The organism is Pseudomonas sp. MMS21 TM103 (genome assembly GCF_022132145.1).
Lineage (GTDB): Bacteria > Pseudomonadota > Gammaproteobacteria > Pseudomonadales > Pseudomonadaceae > Aquipseudomonas.
The window spans coordinates 284,759-304,082 of the sequence record NZ_JAJISP010000002.1 but is presented as its reverse complement, the minus strand read 5'-3'; the positions used below and the strand labels follow the sequence as shown (position 1 = coordinate 304,082).

Annotated in this window: 19 protein-coding genes and 1 pseudogene; 13 read left to right on the top strand and 7 right to left on the bottom strand. The window is 53.8% G+C overall.

All coding sequences use genetic code 11. The features are described 5' to 3' along the window. Window positions 1-466: 466 nt before the first annotated feature. From radC to LJY18_RS08390, 5 genes are all read right to left on the bottom strand, one after another. Window positions 467-964 carry a RadC family protein gene (gene radC / locus LJY18_RS08410; RefSeq protein ID WP_238041368.1) on the bottom strand — a complete coding sequence of 166 codons (498 nt, stop codon included), beginning with the start codon at window positions 962-964 and terminating at the stop codon, window positions 467-469. Between the two features lie 47 nt (window positions 965-1,011). Further along, the gene (locus LJY18_RS08405) at window positions 1,012-1,938 is read right to left on the bottom strand and encodes a recombination directionality factor (RefSeq protein WP_238041367.1); all 927 of its coding nucleotides are present in this window, start codon (window positions 1,936-1,938) and stop codon (window positions 1,012-1,014) included. Between the two features lie 80 nt (window positions 1,939-2,018). After that, window positions 2,019-3,023 carry a YqaJ viral recombinase family nuclease gene (locus LJY18_RS08400; RefSeq protein ID WP_238041366.1) on the bottom strand — a complete coding sequence of 335 codons (1,005 nt, stop codon included), beginning with the start codon at window positions 3,021-3,023 and terminating at the stop codon, window positions 2,019-2,021. 79 nt (window positions 3,024-3,102) lie between these two features. After that, window positions 3,103-4,071, bottom strand: a complete 969-nt coding sequence (locus LJY18_RS08395) for a DUF932 domain-containing protein (protein WP_238041365.1) — start codon at window positions 4,069-4,071, stop codon at window positions 3,103-3,105. 73 nt (window positions 4,072-4,144) lie between these two features. Continuing rightward, window positions 4,145-4,474, bottom strand: coding sequence for a hypothetical protein (locus LJY18_RS08390; protein WP_238041364.1), 330 nt, complete (start codon window positions 4,472-4,474; stop codon window positions 4,145-4,147). Between the two features lie 937 nt (window positions 4,475-5,411). Here LJY18_RS08390 and LJY18_RS08380 point away from each other — a divergent pair. From LJY18_RS08380 to LJY18_RS08370, 3 genes are all read left to right on the top strand, one after another. Beyond that, window positions 5,412-5,666 (top strand): hypothetical protein, encoded by a 255-nt coding sequence (locus LJY18_RS08380; protein WP_238041880.1) that lies wholly within the window; start codon window positions 5,412-5,414, stop codon window positions 5,664-5,666. Next, a complete protein-coding gene (locus LJY18_RS22495; protein ID WP_330872740.1) occupies window positions 5,560-5,916 on the top strand; it encodes a topoisomerase DNA-binding C4 zinc finger domain-containing protein in 357 nt (118 codons plus the stop codon). Before LJY18_RS08380 ends, LJY18_RS22495 begins: the two co-directional genes overlap by 107 nt. A gap of 100 nt (window positions 5,917-6,016) precedes the next feature. Beyond that, window positions 6,017-7,879: a nuclease-related domain-containing DEAD/DEAH box helicase gene (locus LJY18_RS08370; protein WP_238041363.1), complete on the top strand. Its 1,863-nt coding sequence runs from the start codon at window positions 6,017-6,019 to the stop codon at window positions 7,877-7,879. Window positions 7,880-8,010: 131 nt separating this feature from the next. Here LJY18_RS08370 and LJY18_RS08365 read toward each other — a convergent pair. Next, window positions 8,011-8,687 (bottom strand): annotated as a pseudogene (locus LJY18_RS08365) (tyrosine-type recombinase/integrase). Window positions 8,688-8,890: 203 nt separating this feature from the next. Between LJY18_RS08365 and LJY18_RS08360 the strand changes: the two are divergent. The 9 genes from LJY18_RS08360 to LJY18_RS08320 all read left to right on the top strand — a co-directional run bounded on the left by LJY18_RS08360 (window position 8,891) and on the right by LJY18_RS08320 (window position 16,518). Then, window positions 8,891-9,586 carry a hypothetical protein gene (locus LJY18_RS08360; RefSeq protein WP_238041362.1) on the top strand — a complete coding sequence of 232 codons (696 nt, stop codon included), beginning with the start codon at window positions 8,891-8,893 and terminating at the stop codon, window positions 9,584-9,586. 70 nt (window positions 9,587-9,656) lie between these two features. Then, entirely contained in the window at window positions 9,657-10,673 is a 1,017-nt protein-coding gene (locus LJY18_RS08355; RefSeq protein WP_269137755.1) for a helix-turn-helix transcriptional regulator, read from the top strand. A gap of 32 nt (window positions 10,674-10,705) precedes the next feature. Then, window positions 10,706-11,113, top strand: a complete 408-nt coding sequence (locus LJY18_RS08350; RefSeq protein ID WP_238041360.1) for a hypothetical protein — start codon at window positions 10,706-10,708, stop codon at window positions 11,111-11,113. 410 nt (window positions 11,114-11,523) lie between these two features. Next, window positions 11,524-12,138, top strand: a complete 615-nt coding sequence (locus tag LJY18_RS08345) for a hypothetical protein (protein WP_238041359.1) — start codon at window positions 11,524-11,526, stop codon at window positions 12,136-12,138. Between the two features lie 198 nt (window positions 12,139-12,336). After that, window positions 12,337-14,148, top strand: a complete 1,812-nt coding sequence (locus LJY18_RS08340) for a DUF262 domain-containing protein (RefSeq protein WP_238041358.1) — start codon at window positions 12,337-12,339, stop codon at window positions 14,146-14,148. Between the two features lie 38 nt (window positions 14,149-14,186). After that, window positions 14,187-14,372, top strand: a complete 186-nt coding sequence (locus tag LJY18_RS08335) for a hypothetical protein (RefSeq protein ID WP_238041357.1) — start codon at window positions 14,187-14,189, stop codon at window positions 14,370-14,372. A gap of 461 nt (window positions 14,373-14,833) precedes the next feature. Continuing rightward, window positions 14,834-15,292, top strand: a complete 459-nt coding sequence (locus tag LJY18_RS08330; protein WP_238041356.1) for a hypothetical protein — start codon at window positions 14,834-14,836, stop codon at window positions 15,290-15,292. Between the two features lie 11 nt (window positions 15,293-15,303). Further along, entirely contained in the window at window positions 15,304-15,963 is a 660-nt protein-coding gene (locus tag LJY18_RS08325; RefSeq protein ID WP_238041355.1) for a hypothetical protein, read from the top strand. Window positions 15,964-16,056: 93 nt separating this feature from the next. Then, entirely contained in the window at window positions 16,057-16,518 is a 462-nt protein-coding gene (locus LJY18_RS08320) for a hypothetical protein (RefSeq protein WP_238041354.1), read from the top strand. Between the two features lie 271 nt (window positions 16,519-16,789). On the opposite strand, the gene LJY18_RS08315 is transcribed toward LJY18_RS08320, so the two are convergent. Further along, complete coding sequence (locus tag LJY18_RS08315; RefSeq protein WP_238041353.1) at window positions 16,790-17,992, bottom strand: PDDEXK-like family protein; 1,203 nt, start codon at window positions 17,990-17,992, stop codon at window positions 16,790-16,792. A gap of 187 nt (window positions 17,993-18,179) precedes the next feature. Here LJY18_RS08315 and LJY18_RS08310 point away from each other — a divergent pair. After that, window positions 18,180-19,267, top strand: a protein-coding gene (locus LJY18_RS08310; protein WP_238041352.1) for an IS3 family transposase whose coding sequence is annotated in 2 segments (ribosomal slippage) — window positions 18,180-18,432 and window positions 18,432-19,267 — 1,089 coding nt in all. Because the reading frame shifts where the segments join, the coding sequence is not laid out codon by codon here. The last annotated feature ends 57 nt before the right edge of the window (window positions 19,268-19,324 follow it).

The window sequence follows — 19,324 nt, the reverse complement described above, 5'->3', positions numbered from 1 at the left end:
GGCGAAGAACTAAGCATCCGCTGCGACCGGACAACTCCCTGCGCATCGCCCGAAGACTCGATATCTACATGCGGCTTTCAGCAGCCGCTATTTCGCCGGATATATGCGGATTTATGTAGCCGTTAACACATCTCCGATCTCGATCTTCAGGTAGGCAAGCGCCTCGCCATGCCGCAGAGTAACAGACCATGAGTCTGCGGTACTTCCCGCAGCACAGCGAGGAAGGGCGGCTCCAGTCTCGGCGACGCAACTTAGCGTTTTCTAATGCGATTTTCAGAGCAGCTAGCGAAAGCACAGCCGGAGGCACTGTTCCTGGCGGGAGTGTAGATGTCGCGTGCGCCATCCATGGTGTTTTCTCCGTGAATCACGCTGAAAAAAAAGCGGTTGGAGAGGCCCCTCATGCCAATGGCTACGCCGACCTAGGTCGGCGTAGCCATCGGAGGAATAGCAAATGAAAAGGGAGCTGCTATAGGTAGCCTCGTTCAGCCAGCGACACGCAGCCTTCGCTGCCGACGACGATATGGTCCAGTGTCCTGGTGCCGACCATGTTGAGTGCGTCCTTGAGCGTCGTGGTCAGGTGGCGGTCAGCTTTACTGGGCTCCGGATCACCAGAGGGATGGTTGTGCACCAGGATCACTGCAGCTGCGTTGCACTCCAGCGCGATCTTGACGACCTCCCGTGGATACACGCTGGCGCTGTCCAGGGTGCCTCGGAACAACTCACGAAAGCCGATTACCCGGTGCTTGTTGTCGAGCAATAGCAGGGCAAAGATTTCATGTTCGTGGTGCTGCAGCAGTGTTTGCAGGTGGCTGAATACGTGTTGTAGATCGGCCAGCAGTCGGCCTTTGGCCAATCGTTTACTGGCGAACTGCTGGGCCATGCGAAGGATGTCGGCTTCCGTAACCGGCGACTCCATGACATAGGTGCCGGTCGCTTCACCGGCCCTGAGCTTGTGATATTTCATCAGTATTCTCCTGAGGTTTAAGGCGTTGGGTGATGAAGATGGAGGGGTTAGTGGGTGCGGCCAGGTTGCTCGCTGCTGCCCTGCAGGGCTTTGGATTCGAGCTTTTCCGCCAGTGAAGGTTGGGCCGAGGCTGAAGGTTTGGTGGTGGGTACAGCGGTACGGGTTTCCTCTCCAGACGCGGAGAAGAACTCTTCAACGATGGCGCCGGTATCTTCCTCGCTGTCTTCGAATGCCCCGTTGTTGAAGCCCTGCCGCGCAGTACGATCCAGTGCTTCTTGATCGAAGCCCGCGTTGCGACGGACCTCATCGGTTTGCTGTGCATCGAGCAGCGCTGCCTCCAGCGAAAGGCCGCCACGTACCGTGATGTCGACGTAGAAGATCGGCGTGCCGTGGCTCTGCCGGGTGGACTTGCCGCGCAGACGCATCTCCAGGGGTAAGCACGCCAGCCGATTACCGGAGATGGCCTGGAAGTACTGCAGGCGCGCCGCCAGGGTGCGGATGCTGTTGAAGCCGGTGGTGCGGAACACGAAGCTGCCGAGCGGGTCATCGTCGCCGATCACCACGTTCAGTCGCCCGTAAGGCTTGCAGGCTCCCCCCTTGGCCAACGGACAGGCATCCGGCGAGGGGCAGGGCATGGACTTGACCCCATCCTCACATTGCCGCTTGCAGGTTTCTCCGTTGCCGACGCACACCGGCCGCCCCGTGGTGCGATCGAACAGGGTGTAGTCGGCGCGGAAGTTGAGATCCGGCTCATTGAACAGAAAGCGAATCGGGATGCTGCGCAGCTTGTCTTCCTGCGTCTGTCGCAGCTCGTCGTTGAGTGGGTGCAGCAGCCAGCCTTCGCGGCCTTGGACTTGCGAGGTGATGGTGAATTGATCGTCCTTCTCCGGCAGGCGCTTGCCGTTTTTCTCGACGACCTTGCCGATGGAGATACGCCCGAGCACCGGAGGGGTGATAGCCAGACCTTTGAGCATGATGGTTCTCCTTAATCTGAATAAACAAAAGCCACCGGGTCAGCGAGCTAAGCGGGTGGCTTGAGGGTGAATGGCTGGGTTCAGGCGATCAGGAAGCGGCGACTGCCGTCCTTGATCTTGAGGTAACGGGCTTGCAGGTAGGGTTTGTCCTTGAGCATGCGCTCGACGTCCAGCCCGACGCTGTCCTTGGATTTCTTCCAGCTGATGTAGCCGCTGGAGAACTCCGCTCGGGTTGCTTCGCCCATGGCCTGTTGTAGGGTTTGTTTGAGCTGGGCTTCGCGCTGTTCTTGCTGGGCAATGTTCTTGCGTACTGATTTGAGTTCCACGTATGCAATCGACAGAGCAGGATTGGAGCTGAAGTCCTTCACCTGGCCGTTGTCCTCGGGATAGAGGCAGCGCAGGGCGGCTTCTGCTGATGCGGAGCCATCGGCAGCCGGCGGGGTATCGGTTACCACGCACGCCCAGAATTTGCGCTCCAGGTCGATCAGGCGAGCAATCATCTGCTCGTCCCGTTCGATGCGATGGATCTCCAGGTGCTGGCCACCCAGCAACACGGCCACATCCGCCGCCTGCTTACCGGTAACCGCCAGCTGGTGCATGACCTGCAATTGCACATACTCGGGCACGCCTTCCTTCCAGAGGCGTGCGCCGTTTATGCCGGCGGTCTTGCATTCGAGGATCTGCACGTCGTCCGCACCGATCACTTCCCGGTCGATGTTGGCGAGCATCCAGGGCAACTCAGGGTCAGGGTGCTGCAGCACGGCGTTGATGCGCCGCACGCGGTTGCTGGTGCGTTTGCTGTAATGCCAGGCAACGATGGGTTCGAGGATATTGCCCCAGTACGCCGGGCTTTCCTCATCGTGCGGGTCAAGCTTGGGCAGCGTGGTATCGCGACCGGTTTTCTCCAGCCACAGCTCCAGTTGCGACTTGTAGGGATTGAGGCCGACGGCCGCTGCTGCATCGGAACTACCGATGCCTTGCTTGCGCACGGCCAGCCAGTCTTCACGCGGCAGTTCTTTGGTGTTGACCAGGCGCAGGGCCTGGCGAGGTTTTGCGGTGGTGCTAGTCAGGTTTTTGGCTTTCATAACGGTCACCTTGCGGGCATAAAAACGCCCGAGCAGCACGAGGCTGACCGGGCGTGATTGGGTGTGAGGAAGTAGGGGGTTAGGCGGCGAGCTGCAGGGCGGCATCCAGCGCGCGTTGCTTGATCTGCGCACCCTGGCCGAACCAGGCCGAGTCCATGCGGTACTCGTTGCTGCGAGCCCGGCGCTCGTGGTCGACGTATTCGGTCACGGCATTGAGCAGGCCCCAGGCGGTGCCGTTGGCCGATTCCAGATTGGCTCCGCGACCTTGCCCTTCGTACAGCGCCTGCACCTTGCGCAGCGCCCGTTCGTTGGGCAGTACCTCGGGCAGCTGGCTGGTCGGGCTGACTTCGCACAACACATTCATGAAGTAGCCCATGGCCTCATGCCATTGCACCTTGCGTTCGGCCAGCGCACGCATGCGGTACATGAACTCGTCCCATTGCGAGACGGCGATACCCAATTGCTTCTTCACCGCATGGGGATCGAAGCGCGTGTTATGCGGCACCTTGATCGCTCGGGTGGTGCCATCCAGGGCGATGGTCAGGGTGTTGTTGCAGACCACGCGAACGGTGGTTGGGGTAGCGGTAGTGGCCAGGGTGCCGTCACAGGACGTGGCCAGCAGCAGGTAGCCGTTGACTTGGTCATTGCCCTTCAAAGCGGTCGATTGACCAGTGCGGGCCAAGGCCCAGAACTTGCGGCCACCTTTTAATACGCCTGCCGTTTCCAGCTCATAACCGGAGACCTCGGTGAGATCGCGGTAGAACTCCAGCACCTCGCCGGGTTGCACGATCTGGTAGCGGCTGGAGACTACAGACAGCGGTGTCTTGGTGTCCGAACGGAACAACACCTTCTGTTCCGGGAAGGAGTGAATGGTGCCCAGGTTGCCAACCGTGTCGGCTTTGAAATGCACCGGGCTGTGCTGGATCTGCCAGTTCATACCGGCTTCACGTTGCCAGACTTCCAGCGGTTGTTTGGGTGAAAGGCGACTGCCTAGGCCGTGCCAGGGTGCTGCGCCAACGTAAGCCATTTGCTCGACGAGATGGGCCATGGTGAGTTGCTCCTGCTCAAGGGGGAATAGCGCAGCATCGTGGGGCCGATGCTGGCTGGATGGGTTAGCTGGATCAGCTGTTAGCGCTGTACGCGTGTCCGCATTCCAAACATTCGTAGTTATTCAGTACGCGCTCATCGAGTTGCTCGCCAATTGTTGCTCCGGCCAAACCTCCAGCTGCACCGCCAAACAGCCCGCCAAGGATCGCGCCGGCAATACCCCCGAGGGCTATGCCCACGGGGCCGCCCACAACACCTAGAGCCCCTCCGATTTCTGCACCTGACAAAGCACCAGCAGCTCCACTAGCGGCTCCACCAACGGAGCCGATGACGCCTCCGGTTGTTCGTCCGATATTTTTCGTTATGACACGTCCTGAGTTGCAGCAAGGGCATGGGGTATACATATGCAAATTCCTCTCTATTTCACGCGTAAGTGCTTAACGATCCACTCATCGCTGAGCGTTCATTCGAGTGATATAGGTTTGAATTTATTTTGAATCAGATACTAAACAGGCGGACCGGCCGTCACTAAGCACTGAGCGTCCCCCCCGTCTTTTTCTAGTAGTAAGTTGTTGTAAATCCGGGTTAAAAAATGCGGTCTGCTACGCCGCGTCGCGCGAGAGGGCGCAGTTCAAGCATTGCCGGACTGCAAAATGGCTGAGGTTTATGCGCAGTCAGGCTGAATCTGAGCTGTCAGCGCCCGACTCAAATAGCCGTGAGTTGCATTCAGGCCGCAATGGATGTGCGAGGCCTGTGCTTTGCCGGCAATTGGCCGATTTTTGCCGATGACCAAAGCCTCCTGCGGGGCGGTAGCGGCCTTTCATAACAGGCTGCTTTCGGCCAAAACCAGCCATTCGGATTTGTCTAAAAATAGGGGCAATTCACTGATTCCATGCATTCCGGGTTGTTTACTGGCATTGCGCACTACTGCTTCCAGCGATTACGGCTAGGGTTGAGGGCTGATTGGTCTGATCTTGTGGCGCTCATCAGGTTAAAGTAGCGATTTTGACCGATCACCCAGGAGCAGTAGCGTGAACACGGAAAACCATTCCCAGACGGCCGCATTTCTCTGGTCGATTGCCGACCTGCTGCGCGGCGACTTCAAGCAGTCCTAGTATGGCCGCATCATCCTGCTGCGGCGCATGGAATGTGTGCTGGAGCCGACCTCTGCACACCCTCGAAAGTGGCTAATTCCTCGTCACGAGCAGCAGTAGCCCGTCCAAAACAGACCATGGACACGTTGCTACCGACTTCGTAATCTCTGTGCAGGCCATGTCGCTTTTTCTTCCCGCGTCATATCACGTCTCCACCGCGCCCTGTATGCTGCTGAATGAGTTATCCATGGACAAGGAACGTTATCAGGCACAAGTGGCGGAAAACATTACCCCACTTGCGCGTCCTGCTATAGTTATATTTTTCGGTTTGAAGCATGATAAAGGAAATATTCAAAAGTGCGCTAAAGAACTTTCAAACGTTATTAGTTGCATGGGTGATCATAATAATTGCCAATCAATTATTTATTTTTGGGGCGTGCTTTGCTCCCTACTGCTTAATAGCCGCACTACCACACACCTTTGTGATTACTCTTTTGGTTAATTATTTTATTCTAACCAATGACTCGAATTTATCAGAAAAGTCAATTACCAAAGAAAAATACAAAGATTTTAAATTTACTCAGCCAGAAATAGAAATCAAAGACGATGATTTTGAGGAAGCTCAAACACCATGCTGCCCTAAATGCGGCTCATTAATGACACTCCGAACGGCAAAAAGTGGCCCATATTCGGGTAAAAAATTTTGGGGCTGCTCAAAATACCCAAGGTGCAAAGGCCTGCTAAATATATAAATATTTTTCGCAGAAATATAAGAAGTCGTTCAAGCGGGCGCCGCTGACTCGGCGCCGTTTAACTCCAACGTTAGACCGCAAGGTTGGGATTCTCGAGAACATGGAACGTTTCGTATCACCGTCGATTGACCAATTAGAGAGACTCCGCCAGCCTCTTACCGCAGGCGAACGACTTGTTTTCAATCTCTTCAACGAAAGACTGGCACCCGAATGGGAAATTTACATCCAGCCGCATCTAAATGGCTTGAGGCCGGACTTCGTTCTTCTTAATCCTAATGTTGGGATTGCGGTATTCGAGGTTAAAGACTGGAGCTTCGATGCAATGCGGTACTGGACTGAGGAGAAAGACGGGAAGGCTCCCAAGCTATTTGCAAGCGATGGAAATAAGTCGTTCTCAATTCAAAGTCAGAACCCTGTTGAGAAAATATTTAGGTATAAGCAGGAAATACACAATCTATACTGCCCAAGGTTGGACGGACATGCAGGTTTTGCCACCATCACGGCAGGCGTGATATTTCCGTTTGCAAAGCAAGAGCAGATTAATAGCTTACTGAGGCCCTGCCTAGCTTATAGAGGAATGCTGGATTGGCCCCAATACAATCCGATCTCTGGTTCTGAAGCAATTGCAGAAAGCAGAATTAACTTGGTGTTTCCAGAAAGCCGTCGATCTTCGTCACGATTTATGACTGAGGATCAGGCTAACGACATGAGAAACTGGCTTGTTGAACCAGATTACGCTGCCACGCAACGAAAGCCTATCGAGCTAGATGCTGCACAAAGAAGCTATGTAACTTCACGTACTCAATCAGGCTACAGGCGAATCAAAGGCCCAGCAGGTTCTGGAAAGTCTCTAATTCTTGCAGCCCGAGCAGCGCAATTGCTTAGCGAAGGCAAGGAAGTCCTTGTTGTAACCTTCAACATTACATTGCTGCACTACCTTATGGATGTAGCGGTGAGGTGGCCAAATGCTCATGGGCGGACAAGGCAAGGAGTAACTTGGCTTAACTTCCACGCTTGGTGTAAACGGGTTTGCGAAGAATCTGACCGTGAGGATGAGTATCGCGATCTTTGGAAAGGAAGCGAAGGGGAGGAACATCAAGTCCTGAGCACACGACTTCCTGCACTCGTCGCAAGTTGTATAGACGCAGACGCTGAAGAAATCATACAAAGATATGATGCTGTGCTTGTCGATGAAGGTCAGGATTTCCTTCCAACTTGGTGGGGTGTGTTAAGAAAGGTATGTCGGAAGAATGGAGAGATGCTGCTCGTCGCTGACGCGACACAGGATATCTATGGGACTGCCCGATCTTGGACCGACGAGGCTATGACTGGCGCTGGGTTTCCTGGTGGTAGATGGGCAGAGCTTCAGACTTGTTACAGACTTCCGCCAAGAGCGATGGAGGCTGCGCGCAATTTTGCTAGTCGGTACTTGCCCAGTGACACAGTCGATTTGCCCAACGGCCCTCAGGGGGAGCTTGATCTGTATCCATGCCACTTGCGGTGGGTACAAATACGCCCTGAAGAATGCGTGCAAATCTGTGCGGAAGAAATCCTAAGAATGGCGCCCAGAGCTAAAGATGACATTCTGGCAATTACAGATATTACTTTTTTGACGGGCAGCCAAGCGATGGGCGCGGATGTAGTAAATGCTCTTGATTCCAAAGGAGTAAACGCAGTCCACACATACAGCTCTGACAAAAAAGAATCTCGTCGGAAGAAGATGGGGTTCTATATGGGGGATGCCAGAGTCAAGGCAACAACACTTCATAGCTTTAAAGGCTGGGAGTCTCGTGCAATTGTTCTTTTTGTGGGGGGGGGAATTGACAATCAAGCCTGTGCATTAATTTATACGGGGCTCACACGGCTAAAGCGTCATGAAAAAGGCAGTTATTTAACGGTTGTTTCGTGCGCAGCCGCTCTTACTGAGTTCGGAAAGTCATGGCCAAGCTATGAGGAAAAGTAGTGTGTGCGAATTGTGGCCTATTAATTCATTCAAGCCGACGCCGCTTCGCGGCACGGCTTAATTCAGGCGTTAGGCACTGACTGCTTCTGGCCGGTTAGCGACGGCCTGACTTCGACCGTCGCTATGCATGGTCAAACCTCGGTCTGTTCCGCCATTTCTAGGGCGTCATCGACCTCAATCCCCAGATATCGAACGGTGCTCTCAAGCTTCGTATGGCCGAGCAGCAGTTGAACCGCCCGCAGGTTCTTCGTCCTGCGATAGATCAGTGATGCTTTCGTACGTCTCATTGTGTGAGTGCCATAGATGGCTGGATCAAGGTCAATGGCTTTCACCCAGCCTTTGACGATACGAGCGTATTGCCAAGTGGATAGATGGTCTGAGGTACGCAGCCGGCTCGGAAAAAGGCAGTCCTCGCTGCGGAGAGATGGGCTTGAAGTATCCAGGCAGCGAGAGCAGACCGTGTTTGCTCAGTGATCTCGAACGGCACTGGCCGCTGCGTTTTCTGCTGCAGCACCATGGCTCGTGATAACACGTGCTCGCCATGGGCAACGTCGCGCACTCGGAGCTTGGTTAAGTCGCAGGCTCGAAGCTTGCTGGCGATGGCCAGATCGAAAAGAGCCAGATCCCGGGTTCTTTCTGCAATTTGAAGCCTTACTCGGATGGCCCAGATATCTCTTAGTCGGAGTGGGGTTTTCTGCCCGACCAATTTTCCTTTGTTCCAGGGCTGACGGCTGCAGGTAGCGATGATCGTTTCCAGAGAGTAAATGCTCTCGCGGAGGTTGCTGATGATTAGATCTCTATTTTTCATTGGTACTGCTGCCTTAGATGGCTGACGGAAACAGCATCCAATAGCAACGCGACAAAATGAGACGTGGTCGTTGCTCGGCGTAGTGCTCTGCGTAACATTTTTCATGCGTCTTATTCTGTCGCGCTGTAGGTAGATTATTGCGTCCGGGCTTACCCGCTGAGCAAAGACGGGCTCCTACACCACCAACTGAGATAGTGATAGGTATGGCAAAGCTGAAAGAAGAACCGGTGTCTCTGAGTTTGACTATCCGCACGATGGATTTCGACGCTTGCGATGAATCCCTACACACCACCTTTTGGCGTGACGCACCTAGAGCAAGTCTTGGCAATAGCGACGTGTGTTTCGCGGTCAACGCGCCGTTTGATTACACTGCCGTCGATACTCATTCGGAAGTGGTTTTCTTCCTTGACCAGATGCCAATGGATCGCAAACTGCCGAAAAATGGCTACCAAGTGATTTATCAGGCCGGAGACGCAGACTCGGACTTCAGAGCCTGGGCCGAAGCCGTGATGCCCTATCTGCGGGAGGCTTTGCTGGGAAGCGGAATGATCTGCACTGACTACGCTGATTTCGTGAGCGTGTTGGCCGAATCGACCAGCCGCCGGTTACGGTGCGAGCTGATTAGTTACGACCATCCCTCGCAGCTCCCGGCAGCCAAACTGGATGGTCTCAGCTTCAAGACTGTTTTCGCCAATTTGTTCGGCAGAGCCGACTTGTCACTGGCCATGTACATCGAGTTGGATGAAGCGCTGCCCAACTTCAACCCTCACCTCGTCTTCTACAAACTAGGTCTCAAGTTCTACCCCTGCGAGCCTCCCATGCTGTTGCTGCTTGGGGAGCCTGAGACTGATATCTCGGCGAGCCTTGCATGCAAAACAATTGATCCCGCGGGCTTCTGAGAGCGGGCCCCTTCTTGGTTGCCAGAGATAGCGGCAATCTGCCACTCTGCAGTCTGAAAACTCGACACGGATGCCTGTTGTGCCTGCCAACTCAACCCGCCGCGCTCTTACCCGTCAGTGGGAGCTGCTCAAGTTGCTCCCAACTCGCGGCAATGGTCAAACTGCACAGGAGCTGACGATCCTCTTGCGGGACGCCGGCCATGACGCCACCAAACGGACGATTGAGCGAGATCTGCAGGAGCTGCAACATCTCTTTCCGCTTCTCTGCAACGATAAAGGCATGCCCTACGGCTGGTCCTGGCAGCCGGGAGTGTCATGCCACCTGCCCGGTATCACTCTGGGTGAGGCACTGACGTTGCGTCTGGTTGAAGACGGCATTCGACCGCTGATTCCCCATTCCATGCTGCAAAGCCTGGAGCCACGCTTCGATCAAGCCAGGCAGAAGTTGAAAGTGCTCGCTGAGGAAAATCCTGCAGCCCGCTGGATAAACAACGTCGTGAGCATCCCGCCGGAATTCCATCTGCAGCCACCGAACGTCCGGACGGAATGTCTCGATGCGATTCAGCAGGCCCTGATGGATAGCAAGCAACTCTCATGTCGATACAGCGCCGCATTCAAGGGCAAGACTCACGACTTCACCCTCAATCCCCACGCCTTGATCCAGCGGGGGCAGGTCACCTACCTGTTAGCCACCGCCGAACCCTTCGGCGATATCCGTCGCTACGTCCTTCATCGCTTCATGCAGGCTCAGGTACTGGAGACAGCATGTCGGAAAGTCGAGGGTTTCACGCTCGCCGGATACCTCAGCAATGGCAATGCACAGTTTGGTGGGATGGAAATGCTCCAGCTTCGTGCGTGGGTCAACGAAGGACTGTCCCAATTGCTGCGAGAGCGCCCTCTTTCAGATGACATGGAATTGGCCCCTGAAGAGGGTGGGGCAACTTTAACGGCCACAGTCCAGAACTCCTGGGAGCTGCTCTGGTGGTTGCTCTCCCATGCGGGCTCAATCCAAGTACAAGAGCCGGCCAGCCTTCGCGAAAACTACATTCGCCGATTAAAAGCCGGCCTTGAAATTCAAGATCTCTGATCAACCGTCACAAAATCCAAAGGAGATGGCGTATGGAAATGAAAATGGTGAAGCAGCCAGAGCAAGAGACGGGCTGCGGCGTTGCCGTGTTTGCGATGCTGACGCATATGAAATTTGAAGAGTCTTTGGCTTATCTGCTGAAAGGGGGGTGGGTTGGTCCTCGTGGTCACCATATGACAACCATACAAATGAAAGCGGCGCTTGGTGCCTACTTCGATAAAAAAGCTGTGCGGGTCTCGAACCACTCTACTGTCTCACCTTGGTCCGCGGTCTATGTGGTGTATTGCGAGAGATATCGTCACTGGGTTGCCTTTGATGGAAAGCGTTTTTTCGATCCGCTCGAGCAGGCACGCGGGCCGTCCGATAGTATCCGACGCAAGATCACTCGTACTGTTTCGGTGAACATAAGCTTGAGTCCCAGGGTGGCGGATTATGCGTAAAGGGATATCTATTAATCCGGCATCAACCGATCTTCGAACTGGATACTGACGCGCTTCATAGCCGCTTTCCAGCAGGTGAGCAGGGGACAGACCGCGATATTGATGATCCTGGACCTCTACTCCGGGTCGTTTTTTGCCGTTCGCGACAGGCAGAAAACGGCCAGGAGCGGTCTTTCGCGAGACACGGCATCCTGCACCTCACGGACTCTCGACACACATGCTGTGGTCGATCCGATTCAGCTTACGCTGCATAACTCAACACCAGATGTACTGGGTTTTAGTGGCTTAGCGCGCGGCGTCGGAGTGGGATCAATGGCAGATTAAGTATTTATTCCAAATGTTCCTGTAAATTATCTTGACGCGCACGGCTAGTGAATCCAGGATTCCTACATCCAGCGGAGATTCGTGCCATGAAGACCAGCCAACACCTACAGTTCGTCCAACCTACCGACCCTGTTTCCCTACGAGCCCTGCTGAAAGAAGTCGAAGAAATATTCGACGTTCAGGTCACCGCACTATCCACGCTTTACAAGGTTAGTGAGGCAGCGGTGAGGCTTACCCTTGGGGGGGCCAATCGTCCCAAGCAGTTGGCTCAGGTCTGCTACGAATATGCAGTGGAAGGTAAATGGCCGGTTCAAGGTCATGACAATGACGCGGACTGGCTGGATTTGAGTGCTTTTGTGAGAACGGGTCGAATTTTTGTAGAGCACTACGGAGCGGCGCCGCCCAAGATGTTGGAAAAGGTGTTGGTGATGGGGGGAGTCCGCGCGAGTCTGGACTCCGACAGACCTGACATTGAAGGGGTTCCGGCAGTCTTGGAGGGACTCTACTCGGAGTTTCTGACCTTGATCGAGATCGCGATCATGGCTCAGATGAGTGAGAAGTCTGTCAGGAACGCGACACTGCCGACCGCTCAGGATCGACTCATTACCTCCAAGCAAGGCACACGAACCGTTGTCGAGACCTCTGAGGCACTCAGGTGGTTGTCTGGACGTCGCAGCTTTAACCCAACAGAGGTTGTTTAATCATGGAACTCGCCAAGCAAGCTGACGGTTACGGGCTGTTCCCGCCTGGTAGGGGGCGGCGATACCATCTCGTGTGCTGATATAAACCAGCTTTGACGACATCCAGTGTGTTGGGGAGCCAGTTTTTTGACTCAGAGATCCCATAAGCAACCTCCACGATACCATCGCTCAGTGAGCAACCCATGCCCAAGGAAAGAAATGGCCTACAAATCCAGCACTATTGCGAGTGTCATTCGCCGACTGAACCGGGACTATTACCTCCCCGCGATTCAACGCCCCTACGTATGGACTCCCGACCAGATAGTTCGCCTTTTTGACAGTTTGTTGAAGGGCTACCCCATTAGCTCGTTTCTTTTTTGGGATATTGAGCCAGGCCGTACAGAGAACCTCGACATCTATAAATTTGTCGAAGATTTCAAATACGGCGACTTCCATAACGATGCTGCTACGATCACAGATAAGGCGTTGACCTTGGTGCTCGATGGCCAGCAGCGACTAACATCCCTGTTGATAGGCCTACGTGGTAGTTACAAAGTGAAGCTGAAGGGTAAGCGTTGGGAGAACCCCGACGCGTGGGTACGACAGAATCTCTATCTCGATCTAATGCTCGACGCGAGCGACGAGGAAGCAGTAACTGACGTTACTTACGGACTGGCGTTCTTCGATGCCCCTCCAGCGACATCCGAACAGTCTCATTGGTTTCCGGTCAGCCGAATCATGCAATTCGATGACAAGGATCAGTACGAAGCCTACCTCGACAACCTCCTCCAGACTCTGGAGGACAAAAACGTAGACCGAACTGATCGCAAAATCGTTGAGCGAAATCTAGGCAAGCTCTACTCCTCCATATGGCGTGACGAATCGATAGCGTACTTCACCGAAACCAGCCGCTCACTTGAGCGAGTCTTGGACATCTTCGTGCGCGCGAATGAAGGTGGTACGAAGCTCAGTAAGTCGGATCTTCTGCTTTCGACCATTACCACCACCTGGGGCGATCTCAATGCTCGTGAGGAGATCTATCGCTATGTGGAATACCTAAATACGGGGCTTGCGAGGAACAATAACTTTGACAAGGACTGGGTGATGAAAGCCTGCCTGGTTCTGTCCGACCTCCCGAATGCGTACAAAGTCTCGAACTTCACGAAGAAGAACCTGGAGCTCATCCGCGATAACTGGGAACGAATCAAGGCGGCGCTGGAAATGACTGTGCGCATGGCAAACGATTTCGGCATAGACCGCGAGACGCTGACCAGTGCCAACACGTTACTGCCGATTGCATATTATTTCTTCCGTACATCAGTACGCTTTAACTCTACCGATGCCCATCACGTTGGCGCGATACAGGCCATGCACCGGTGGTTGGTCAAGGCACTTCTCGGTAGCACATTTGGCGGCTCCTCAGACCTTACTATCAGCCAGTCCCGCAAAATCATTCAAGAAAGCCTTGAGACCTCAAAAGAATTCCCGGAAAGAGCACTGCTTCTCGGCTTGCGTCGCCAAAGCCAGATCGATTTCACTGATTCACGCAGCTTGGACGACTTGCTATCGCTGACCTACAAAGACAGGACAAGCTTTTTCGCGTTGTCGTTACTACACCCAGACACCCGGTGGGGTACAGCTCAATACCATATTGATCATATCTTCCCCCAAGCCGCCCTCACTAAGTCAAAGCTCCTCAGCCAAGGCGTTTCTGAATGGGCCGTCGACGCCTACGTAGAGGCTAAAGATCGCCTCGGTAATCTGCAGCTATTGCCATATCGAGACAACATCGAAAAGTCCGACACCGTCTTTGACGAATGGTTAAAATCGCGCAGCCTAGAGTTCACCGACCAGCACTCAATTCCTTCCGACTCACAGCTCTACCAAACCAATAAATTTCTCGACTTTCTCAAGGCTCGGGAGCGTTTATTGCGAACTCGTTATGCCCAGATATTGGGCTTTGAAGAGCAAGTGAGCGCTGAAACCTCCGAGTCGTATATCGAAGAGGTAGATACGGAAAAAAAGCACTAATCTCGTCGACCTACATTCCGCAAGCGCGAGACGGCTCCATGTTCTTACCCACGTTAGGACGTGACGGCTGGTTCACCGTGGGACGCAAGGGCGACGAGAGAAAAATACATGGCTATGGAAATGCGCTGGTGTATTTGGCGAGCCTGCCCACGGCCTATTGGCGTCGACCAAATGAAAAAGGAAACTGGGGAATTGTGGCAGTAGTACGTTGGGTGATGATTTGAATCGATGCGACCATGGGCTGGCATCTCTGCGTATTGATCGGAGTTGAAATGCGGGCCAGGCAATGTTCATTGGCGCGAGAGCGAGCATTTCATGTCTGAACCTACATTGGTTTGCATAACTACCAATTCGAGCCTCTCCGGCGCGGGCCAACGTAACTGCTGGACTGAAAAGAAAAACATCGTGTCGCCGCCGACGCATTATTGACCCGGGTGCCGACCCTATGCTGACCCAACCCAGCAGTCTGAAAAGCGAAATGCAACAACGAGTTCGGCGTCCGAAACAGGGTCAATGAAATTCCGGTACGTGGGTCAAAAGTGCATCGGCTGCAACGCCTTAGTATTTGAAGGCAGGATTTATAGTGAAGATGGGGCTCGTGCAAATTAGCGCTATAGCTAGATTGCCAAGACATCATCGCCAACAGAGGGAGATATGTATGCAGGTTTTAACAAGGGAGCAGGGGATGTTCGAACTGACCTTGCTGAACGCTGAACACGCCCGAGATCAGTTCGACGATATTTTGGTCGAGGGCCTAGCGCTTGGCGTTCCGGCAGAGATCATGACTCGGCTGGAGTCGCTTTGGACTGTCACCAAGGCCATCGCAGGTGAGGTGATTGCCATCGGAAGAATTCTCGTGACGCAGATTTTTGCGTTTCTGAGGGCCCACCCAGGTATTGCGATCGGTGTGTTGCTTGGGGCTGCGGTTGGCGCATTGACTGCAGGATTTCCCTTTATTGGCCCATTGTTAGCGCCAATCGCAGCCAGCGCTTCGATGCTCGCAGGTGCAGCTATTGGGGCGACTTTTGATGCAGGGGCCCCTTCTAGCGACCCGCTGATGGCGATGATCCAGTTGGCGAGAGCGTTCTTTGAGTTCCTTCAGTCAATCTTTCTGGCTGTCCGAGATTATTACTCGGCGAATTGAGGGCGCGGGCTATGGGTATTGACACTTATCTGTCGAAGGTAAAGAAGCTACGACAAGCTGCGAGTGAACGTGCTCAGCGAAAAAATAGAGCAGAGATTCAGTCCTCAGTTCTGTCAGATGAGCAGCGAGCGGAAGTCGAGAAGCTGCGCTATGCCTTGGATATGATGAGAGGACGAGACCGTGTAGGAGTGGCCGGTGAAAGTGCGGCAGTGGCGGGCAGCGCTGCCGCAGGCGCTGCTTTGGCAGGGAGTGTTGCCGGCGCAGCGGGTGCAAGCACGTTGCTCGGCTCCACTACTTTAGCTGGAGTACTTGGTGGCGTATTTGTAACGGCAACCCCAGTCGGCTGGGTGCTGGGTTCGGCTGTTGTGGCCGGCGCCCTAGGTTACGGAGCGGTGAAGCTGGTGCGATCAGGCGGCAAGCAGGATCGTCTGCGAGCCGAAATGAGTGATCGGCTGAACACTCGGCTGAACACTCTTGAACAACGGTGCGCCATAGATAGTGATCTCGAGATTGGGCGCTTGATCGGTGAGCGACTTGAGGCTGGTGTTATCACCCCTGAGGCTGCACAACGAGTGGTATCCTTGGTTGAGAAAGGTCATTTGAGTCTAGAACGCGCCGCGCAACGCCTTCGAGCTATCGATCTGAAGGGCAGGGCATTTTCTCGAAACTAGGGTAATCGTGAGTAACCGAAAGCTTACACGGCGCAGGATTCTTGTGGCCAGCTATCTGCTGGACTCACTATCTCAGTCTGACCAGGTAGTTTTATGGGCGAAATTAGTTCGATTTTAGCTGCTCTAACTATTGCAGCTGTTGTTCTTTATTGTTTTGCGTGGCTAATGGTGGGAAGAGGTTCTGAGTACGTAAAAAAGGGCGAAGGTACCTGGGGCTTTCTCTGGGGGGCTCTGTTTTCTGCATTCTTCTATGGTTTCATAGTCATTGGATGGTACCGATATGGATTTAAAAAAACATTCTTGCTAATAGCGGTCTGCTTTTTACTTATCTTTACAACAGTCAGATTACTTTGTAATGATCCTGATGATCGGTTAGTGGTCGCGATGTTGATGGCCGTTCCGATCCGAGCCTTAGGTGGGGTCTTTGTTTCTAGATTTGATCGGTGCTGGCGTTACAGCGCTATAGAGAAAAGACACCAGGCAAGAGCTAGCAAGAAGGCTACGAAGGCTCTCAACGCGAAAGATCTCGAATATCGCGACAACAAGATTTCCTAGCCAACCTCGAATAGGTGGCCACGCTCCGTGCGATTCGCACCCGCCATCCTCTTATGCCACGTGCACATTGATTTAAATTACCCTGCTCATCCGAGTAGCTCCTTTTGGCCGCTTTCTGCCGGTCTAACGACTCAAGTCTACAGGTATACTCGGATGCAATCCGTGGTCAGCACAAATGCAACTGACTTGTCAGATGGATGCAATTACGCACCTATATCAAGCCGAGCAAAAAATTGACTTCGGCTATGTCTAAGACAACAGATTCAAAGGGTCACGCTATTGATAGTTCGCTGGGCAAGGTAAGTGCGGGATTCAGGGCATTGTTGATTTCCACGATGAGTTCACGCACACGAGCCAGAGCCGTGTTGTAGTCTGAATCAGTTGCGCGATTGCCTTGCACGTTTATTGCCCGATCTTCTTTTACCTGAAACCGCAAGGATGCAAACTTGTGCCCGGCCCAGCCCGGCACATCTCGTGACGGCCTGCAGAATTGCCCAAGGCGCTGAGAAACCATTTCACCATCCTTCTCTAGAAAGTACGGGAATGCGCCGAGCCAGTCGTGCTTATAGAGCTTTACCCATACGCCGTCTGGCCACGATTGCAACCGGACATCCAGAGCAAATAATGGGTTGTCGCCCTTACGTCCCTTGACAATCTGCGTCTGTACCTCGCTTACCCATTCATTGAACTGGCCGCTGTTCTTTACCTCCTGCTCCAGAGCATCAAATCGCTCTTTGTACTTGCGCTGCCGGCAATAAAAAAGATGCTCTGCCAAATGTTCGTATGTTTCTTCGTTTTGTTCAAAGACGCCCCAGCACAGGCTTTTGAGTTCAGTACTATCGGTCATGGTGCGCTCAACATGGGTGACGAATTGGTCAAGAAACTGACCGGCCGGGGGGGTTGCGAGGGGGCGGGAACGTTTCAGCAAGTCTGAAACCATTGCATAGGACTGGTAATAAACCGGAACACGCTGACAGTCCAAGTTCGCGGTTGGGGAGTCGCGTCCGGTGGGTGTCAGGTACACCATTGCGCGGTGCTGGTAATGTGGGAAAAGCTCACACAGCGACGCTTGATACCGTGCCACTTGCTTATCCTGATCAAGCGCATGAATTTTATTTTCGATGCCAATGACCAGGCGCAAGTCGGGAAAGTCCAGGAGTATATCGATATCCGCCAGTTCCCTGACGACCTTGGCGCGAGCGCCTGCAGCGTTTAATAGTACCGTTGCATCAATAGGCTGAGCAGCGCCTACCTGGCGGCAATTTTTTAGCGACGCTAAGTAGTCGTCACGAAATTTGCTACCCAAACCATGGGGTTCGTTGGCGTTGAGAAACACCGCGATGACTCTGGAGTGCAGTAGCTCTTTAGTGCTAACACCCATCACCCTGAACGGGTCGAATAGCCGCGTGTATCGAGTTAACGCCAAGAATTGATCACACGCAGTTAGCTCGTCGAAGCGCGGAGTGACATCCATGTGTAATACCTGCGGTTTGGATTTTATGTCGCAGTATGCTCGCCAGCATTTTGAACCACAACATGGCCACTTTATGAAGTCGGGGTGTGATTCAGTATGAATCGCACCTCATTTTGGGGTAATCCCCCCTGAAATCAGTACTCGTCAGAAGTAGAATTTTCTCCTAATCGGATCAAGGAAATTTTGCGTGAAGACATCGCGTTTTTCGGACAGCCAAATCATCGCCATCCTCAAGCAGGCCGAGGCCGGCAGCCCAGTCCCAGAGCTGTGCCGAGAGCACGGCATCAGCTCGGCGACCTTCTACAAGTGGCGCGCCAAGTTCGGCGGTATGGACGCTTCTCTGATGGCCCGGCTATGTGAGCTGGAGGAAGAAAACCGCCGCCTCAAGAAGATGTACGTCGAGGAGCGCCTGAAGGCCGAGATCATCCAGGAAGCCATGGCAAAAAAGTGGTGAAGCCATCTCAGCGGCGAGAGATGGCGCAACAGACGGTTCGCTCGGGCAAGGCCAGCATCAAGCTGGCGTGTTTGTCGTTCAGCATCAGTACGACCTGCTATCGCTACCAGCCACGGCTGTCCTCGGAAAATGCCGAGATTGCCGATCACCTGATCCGGCTTACGCACAATCAGCGTAATTGGGGATTCGGCCTGTGCTTCCTATATCTGCGTAACGTGAAAGGCTACCGCTGGAATCACAAGCGGGTGTATCGGATCTATCGGGAGTTGGAGCTGAACCTGCGAATCAAACCGCGCAAACGCATCGTGCGGGAGAAACCCGAGCCACTGGCAGTACCTGAGGCGATCAATCACTGCTGGTCGATGGACTTCATGCACGATCAGTTGGCCGATGGCCGCAGCTTCCGCCTGTTCAACCTGATCGACGACTTCAACCGCGAAGTCCTGGCCATGGATATCGACCTGTCACTCCCTGCGGAGCGAGTGGTGCGCGCACTGGATCAAGTCATCGAGTGGCGCGGTAAACCACAGGCCATCCGTAGTGACAACGGCCCAGAGTACATCAGCAGCAAGCTTGTGCTCTGGGCGGAAAAGCACGGCGTTCGCCTGGAGTATATCCAGCCAGGAAATCCACAGCAGAACGCCTACGTCGAACGCTACAACCGCACGGTGCGTTACGACTGGCTGGGGCATTATTTGTTCGAGTCGATTACTGAGGTGCAGGAACATGCAACTCGCTGGATGTGGACATACAATCACGAACGGCCAAACATGGCCCTGGGAGGCATCACCCCCAAACAGAAGTTGGCCCGCGCGGCCTGACCTCTACTTCTGGCGAGTGCTAAAAATGGGGGGATTACCTTGGGAGTTCTCCGAATG

What these genes read in the sequence shown, in the direction of transcription:
- LJY18_RS08335 (WP_238041357.1), top strand. Translation starts at nt 14,187, where the DNA reads ATGTTCTTACCCACGTTAGGACGTGACGGCTGGTTCACCGTGGGACGC.
- LJY18_RS08350 (WP_238041360.1), top strand. Translation starts at nt 10,706, where the DNA reads ATGGAAATGAAAATGGTGAAGCAGCCAGAGCAAGAGACGGGCTGCGGC.
- LJY18_RS08325 (WP_238041355.1), top strand. Translation starts at nt 15,304, where the DNA reads ATGGGTATTGACACTTATCTGTCGAAGGTAAAGAAGCTACGACAAGCT.
- radC (WP_238041368.1), bottom strand. Translation starts at nt 964, where the DNA reads ATGAAATATCACAAGCTCAGGGCCGGTGAAGCGACCGGCACCTATGTC.
- LJY18_RS08405 (WP_238041367.1), bottom strand. Translation starts at nt 1,938, where the DNA reads ATGCTCAAAGGTCTGGCTATCACCCCTCCGGTGCTCGGGCGTATCTCC.
- LJY18_RS08380 (WP_238041880.1), top strand. Translation starts at nt 5,412, where the DNA reads ATGGACAAGGAACGTTATCAGGCACAAGTGGCGGAAAACATTACCCCA.
- LJY18_RS08370 (WP_238041363.1), top strand. Translation starts at nt 6,017, where the DNA reads ATGGAACGTTTCGTATCACCGTCGATTGACCAATTAGAGAGACTCCGC.
- LJY18_RS08400 (WP_238041366.1), bottom strand. Translation starts at nt 3,023, where the DNA reads ATGAAAGCCAAAAACCTGACTAGCACCACCGCAAAACCTCGCCAGGCC.
- LJY18_RS08345 (WP_238041359.1), top strand. Translation starts at nt 11,524, where the DNA reads ATGAAGACCAGCCAACACCTACAGTTCGTCCAACCTACCGACCCTGTT.
- LJY18_RS08330 (WP_238041356.1), top strand. Translation starts at nt 14,834, where the DNA reads ATGTTCGAACTGACCTTGCTGAACGCTGAACACGCCCGAGATCAGTTC.
- LJY18_RS08355 (WP_269137755.1), top strand. Translation starts at nt 9,657, where the DNA reads ATGCCTGTTGTGCCTGCCAACTCAACCCGCCGCGCTCTTACCCGTCAG.
- LJY18_RS08390 (WP_238041364.1), bottom strand. Translation starts at nt 4,474, where the DNA reads ATGTATACCCCATGCCCTTGCTGCAACTCAGGACGTGTCATAACGAAA.
- LJY18_RS08395 (WP_238041365.1), bottom strand. Translation starts at nt 4,071, where the DNA reads ATGGCCCATCTCGTCGAGCAAATGGCTTACGTTGGCGCAGCACCCTGG.
- LJY18_RS08360 (WP_238041362.1), top strand. Translation starts at nt 8,891, where the DNA reads ATGGCAAAGCTGAAAGAAGAACCGGTGTCTCTGAGTTTGACTATCCGC.
- LJY18_RS08320 (WP_238041354.1), top strand. Translation starts at nt 16,057, where the DNA reads ATGGGCGAAATTAGTTCGATTTTAGCTGCTCTAACTATTGCAGCTGTT.
- LJY18_RS08315 (WP_238041353.1), bottom strand. Translation starts at nt 17,992, where the DNA reads ATGGATGTCACTCCGCGCTTCGACGAGCTAACTGCGTGTGATCAATTC.
- LJY18_RS08340 (WP_238041358.1), top strand. Translation starts at nt 12,337, where the DNA reads ATGGCCTACAAATCCAGCACTATTGCGAGTGTCATTCGCCGACTGAAC.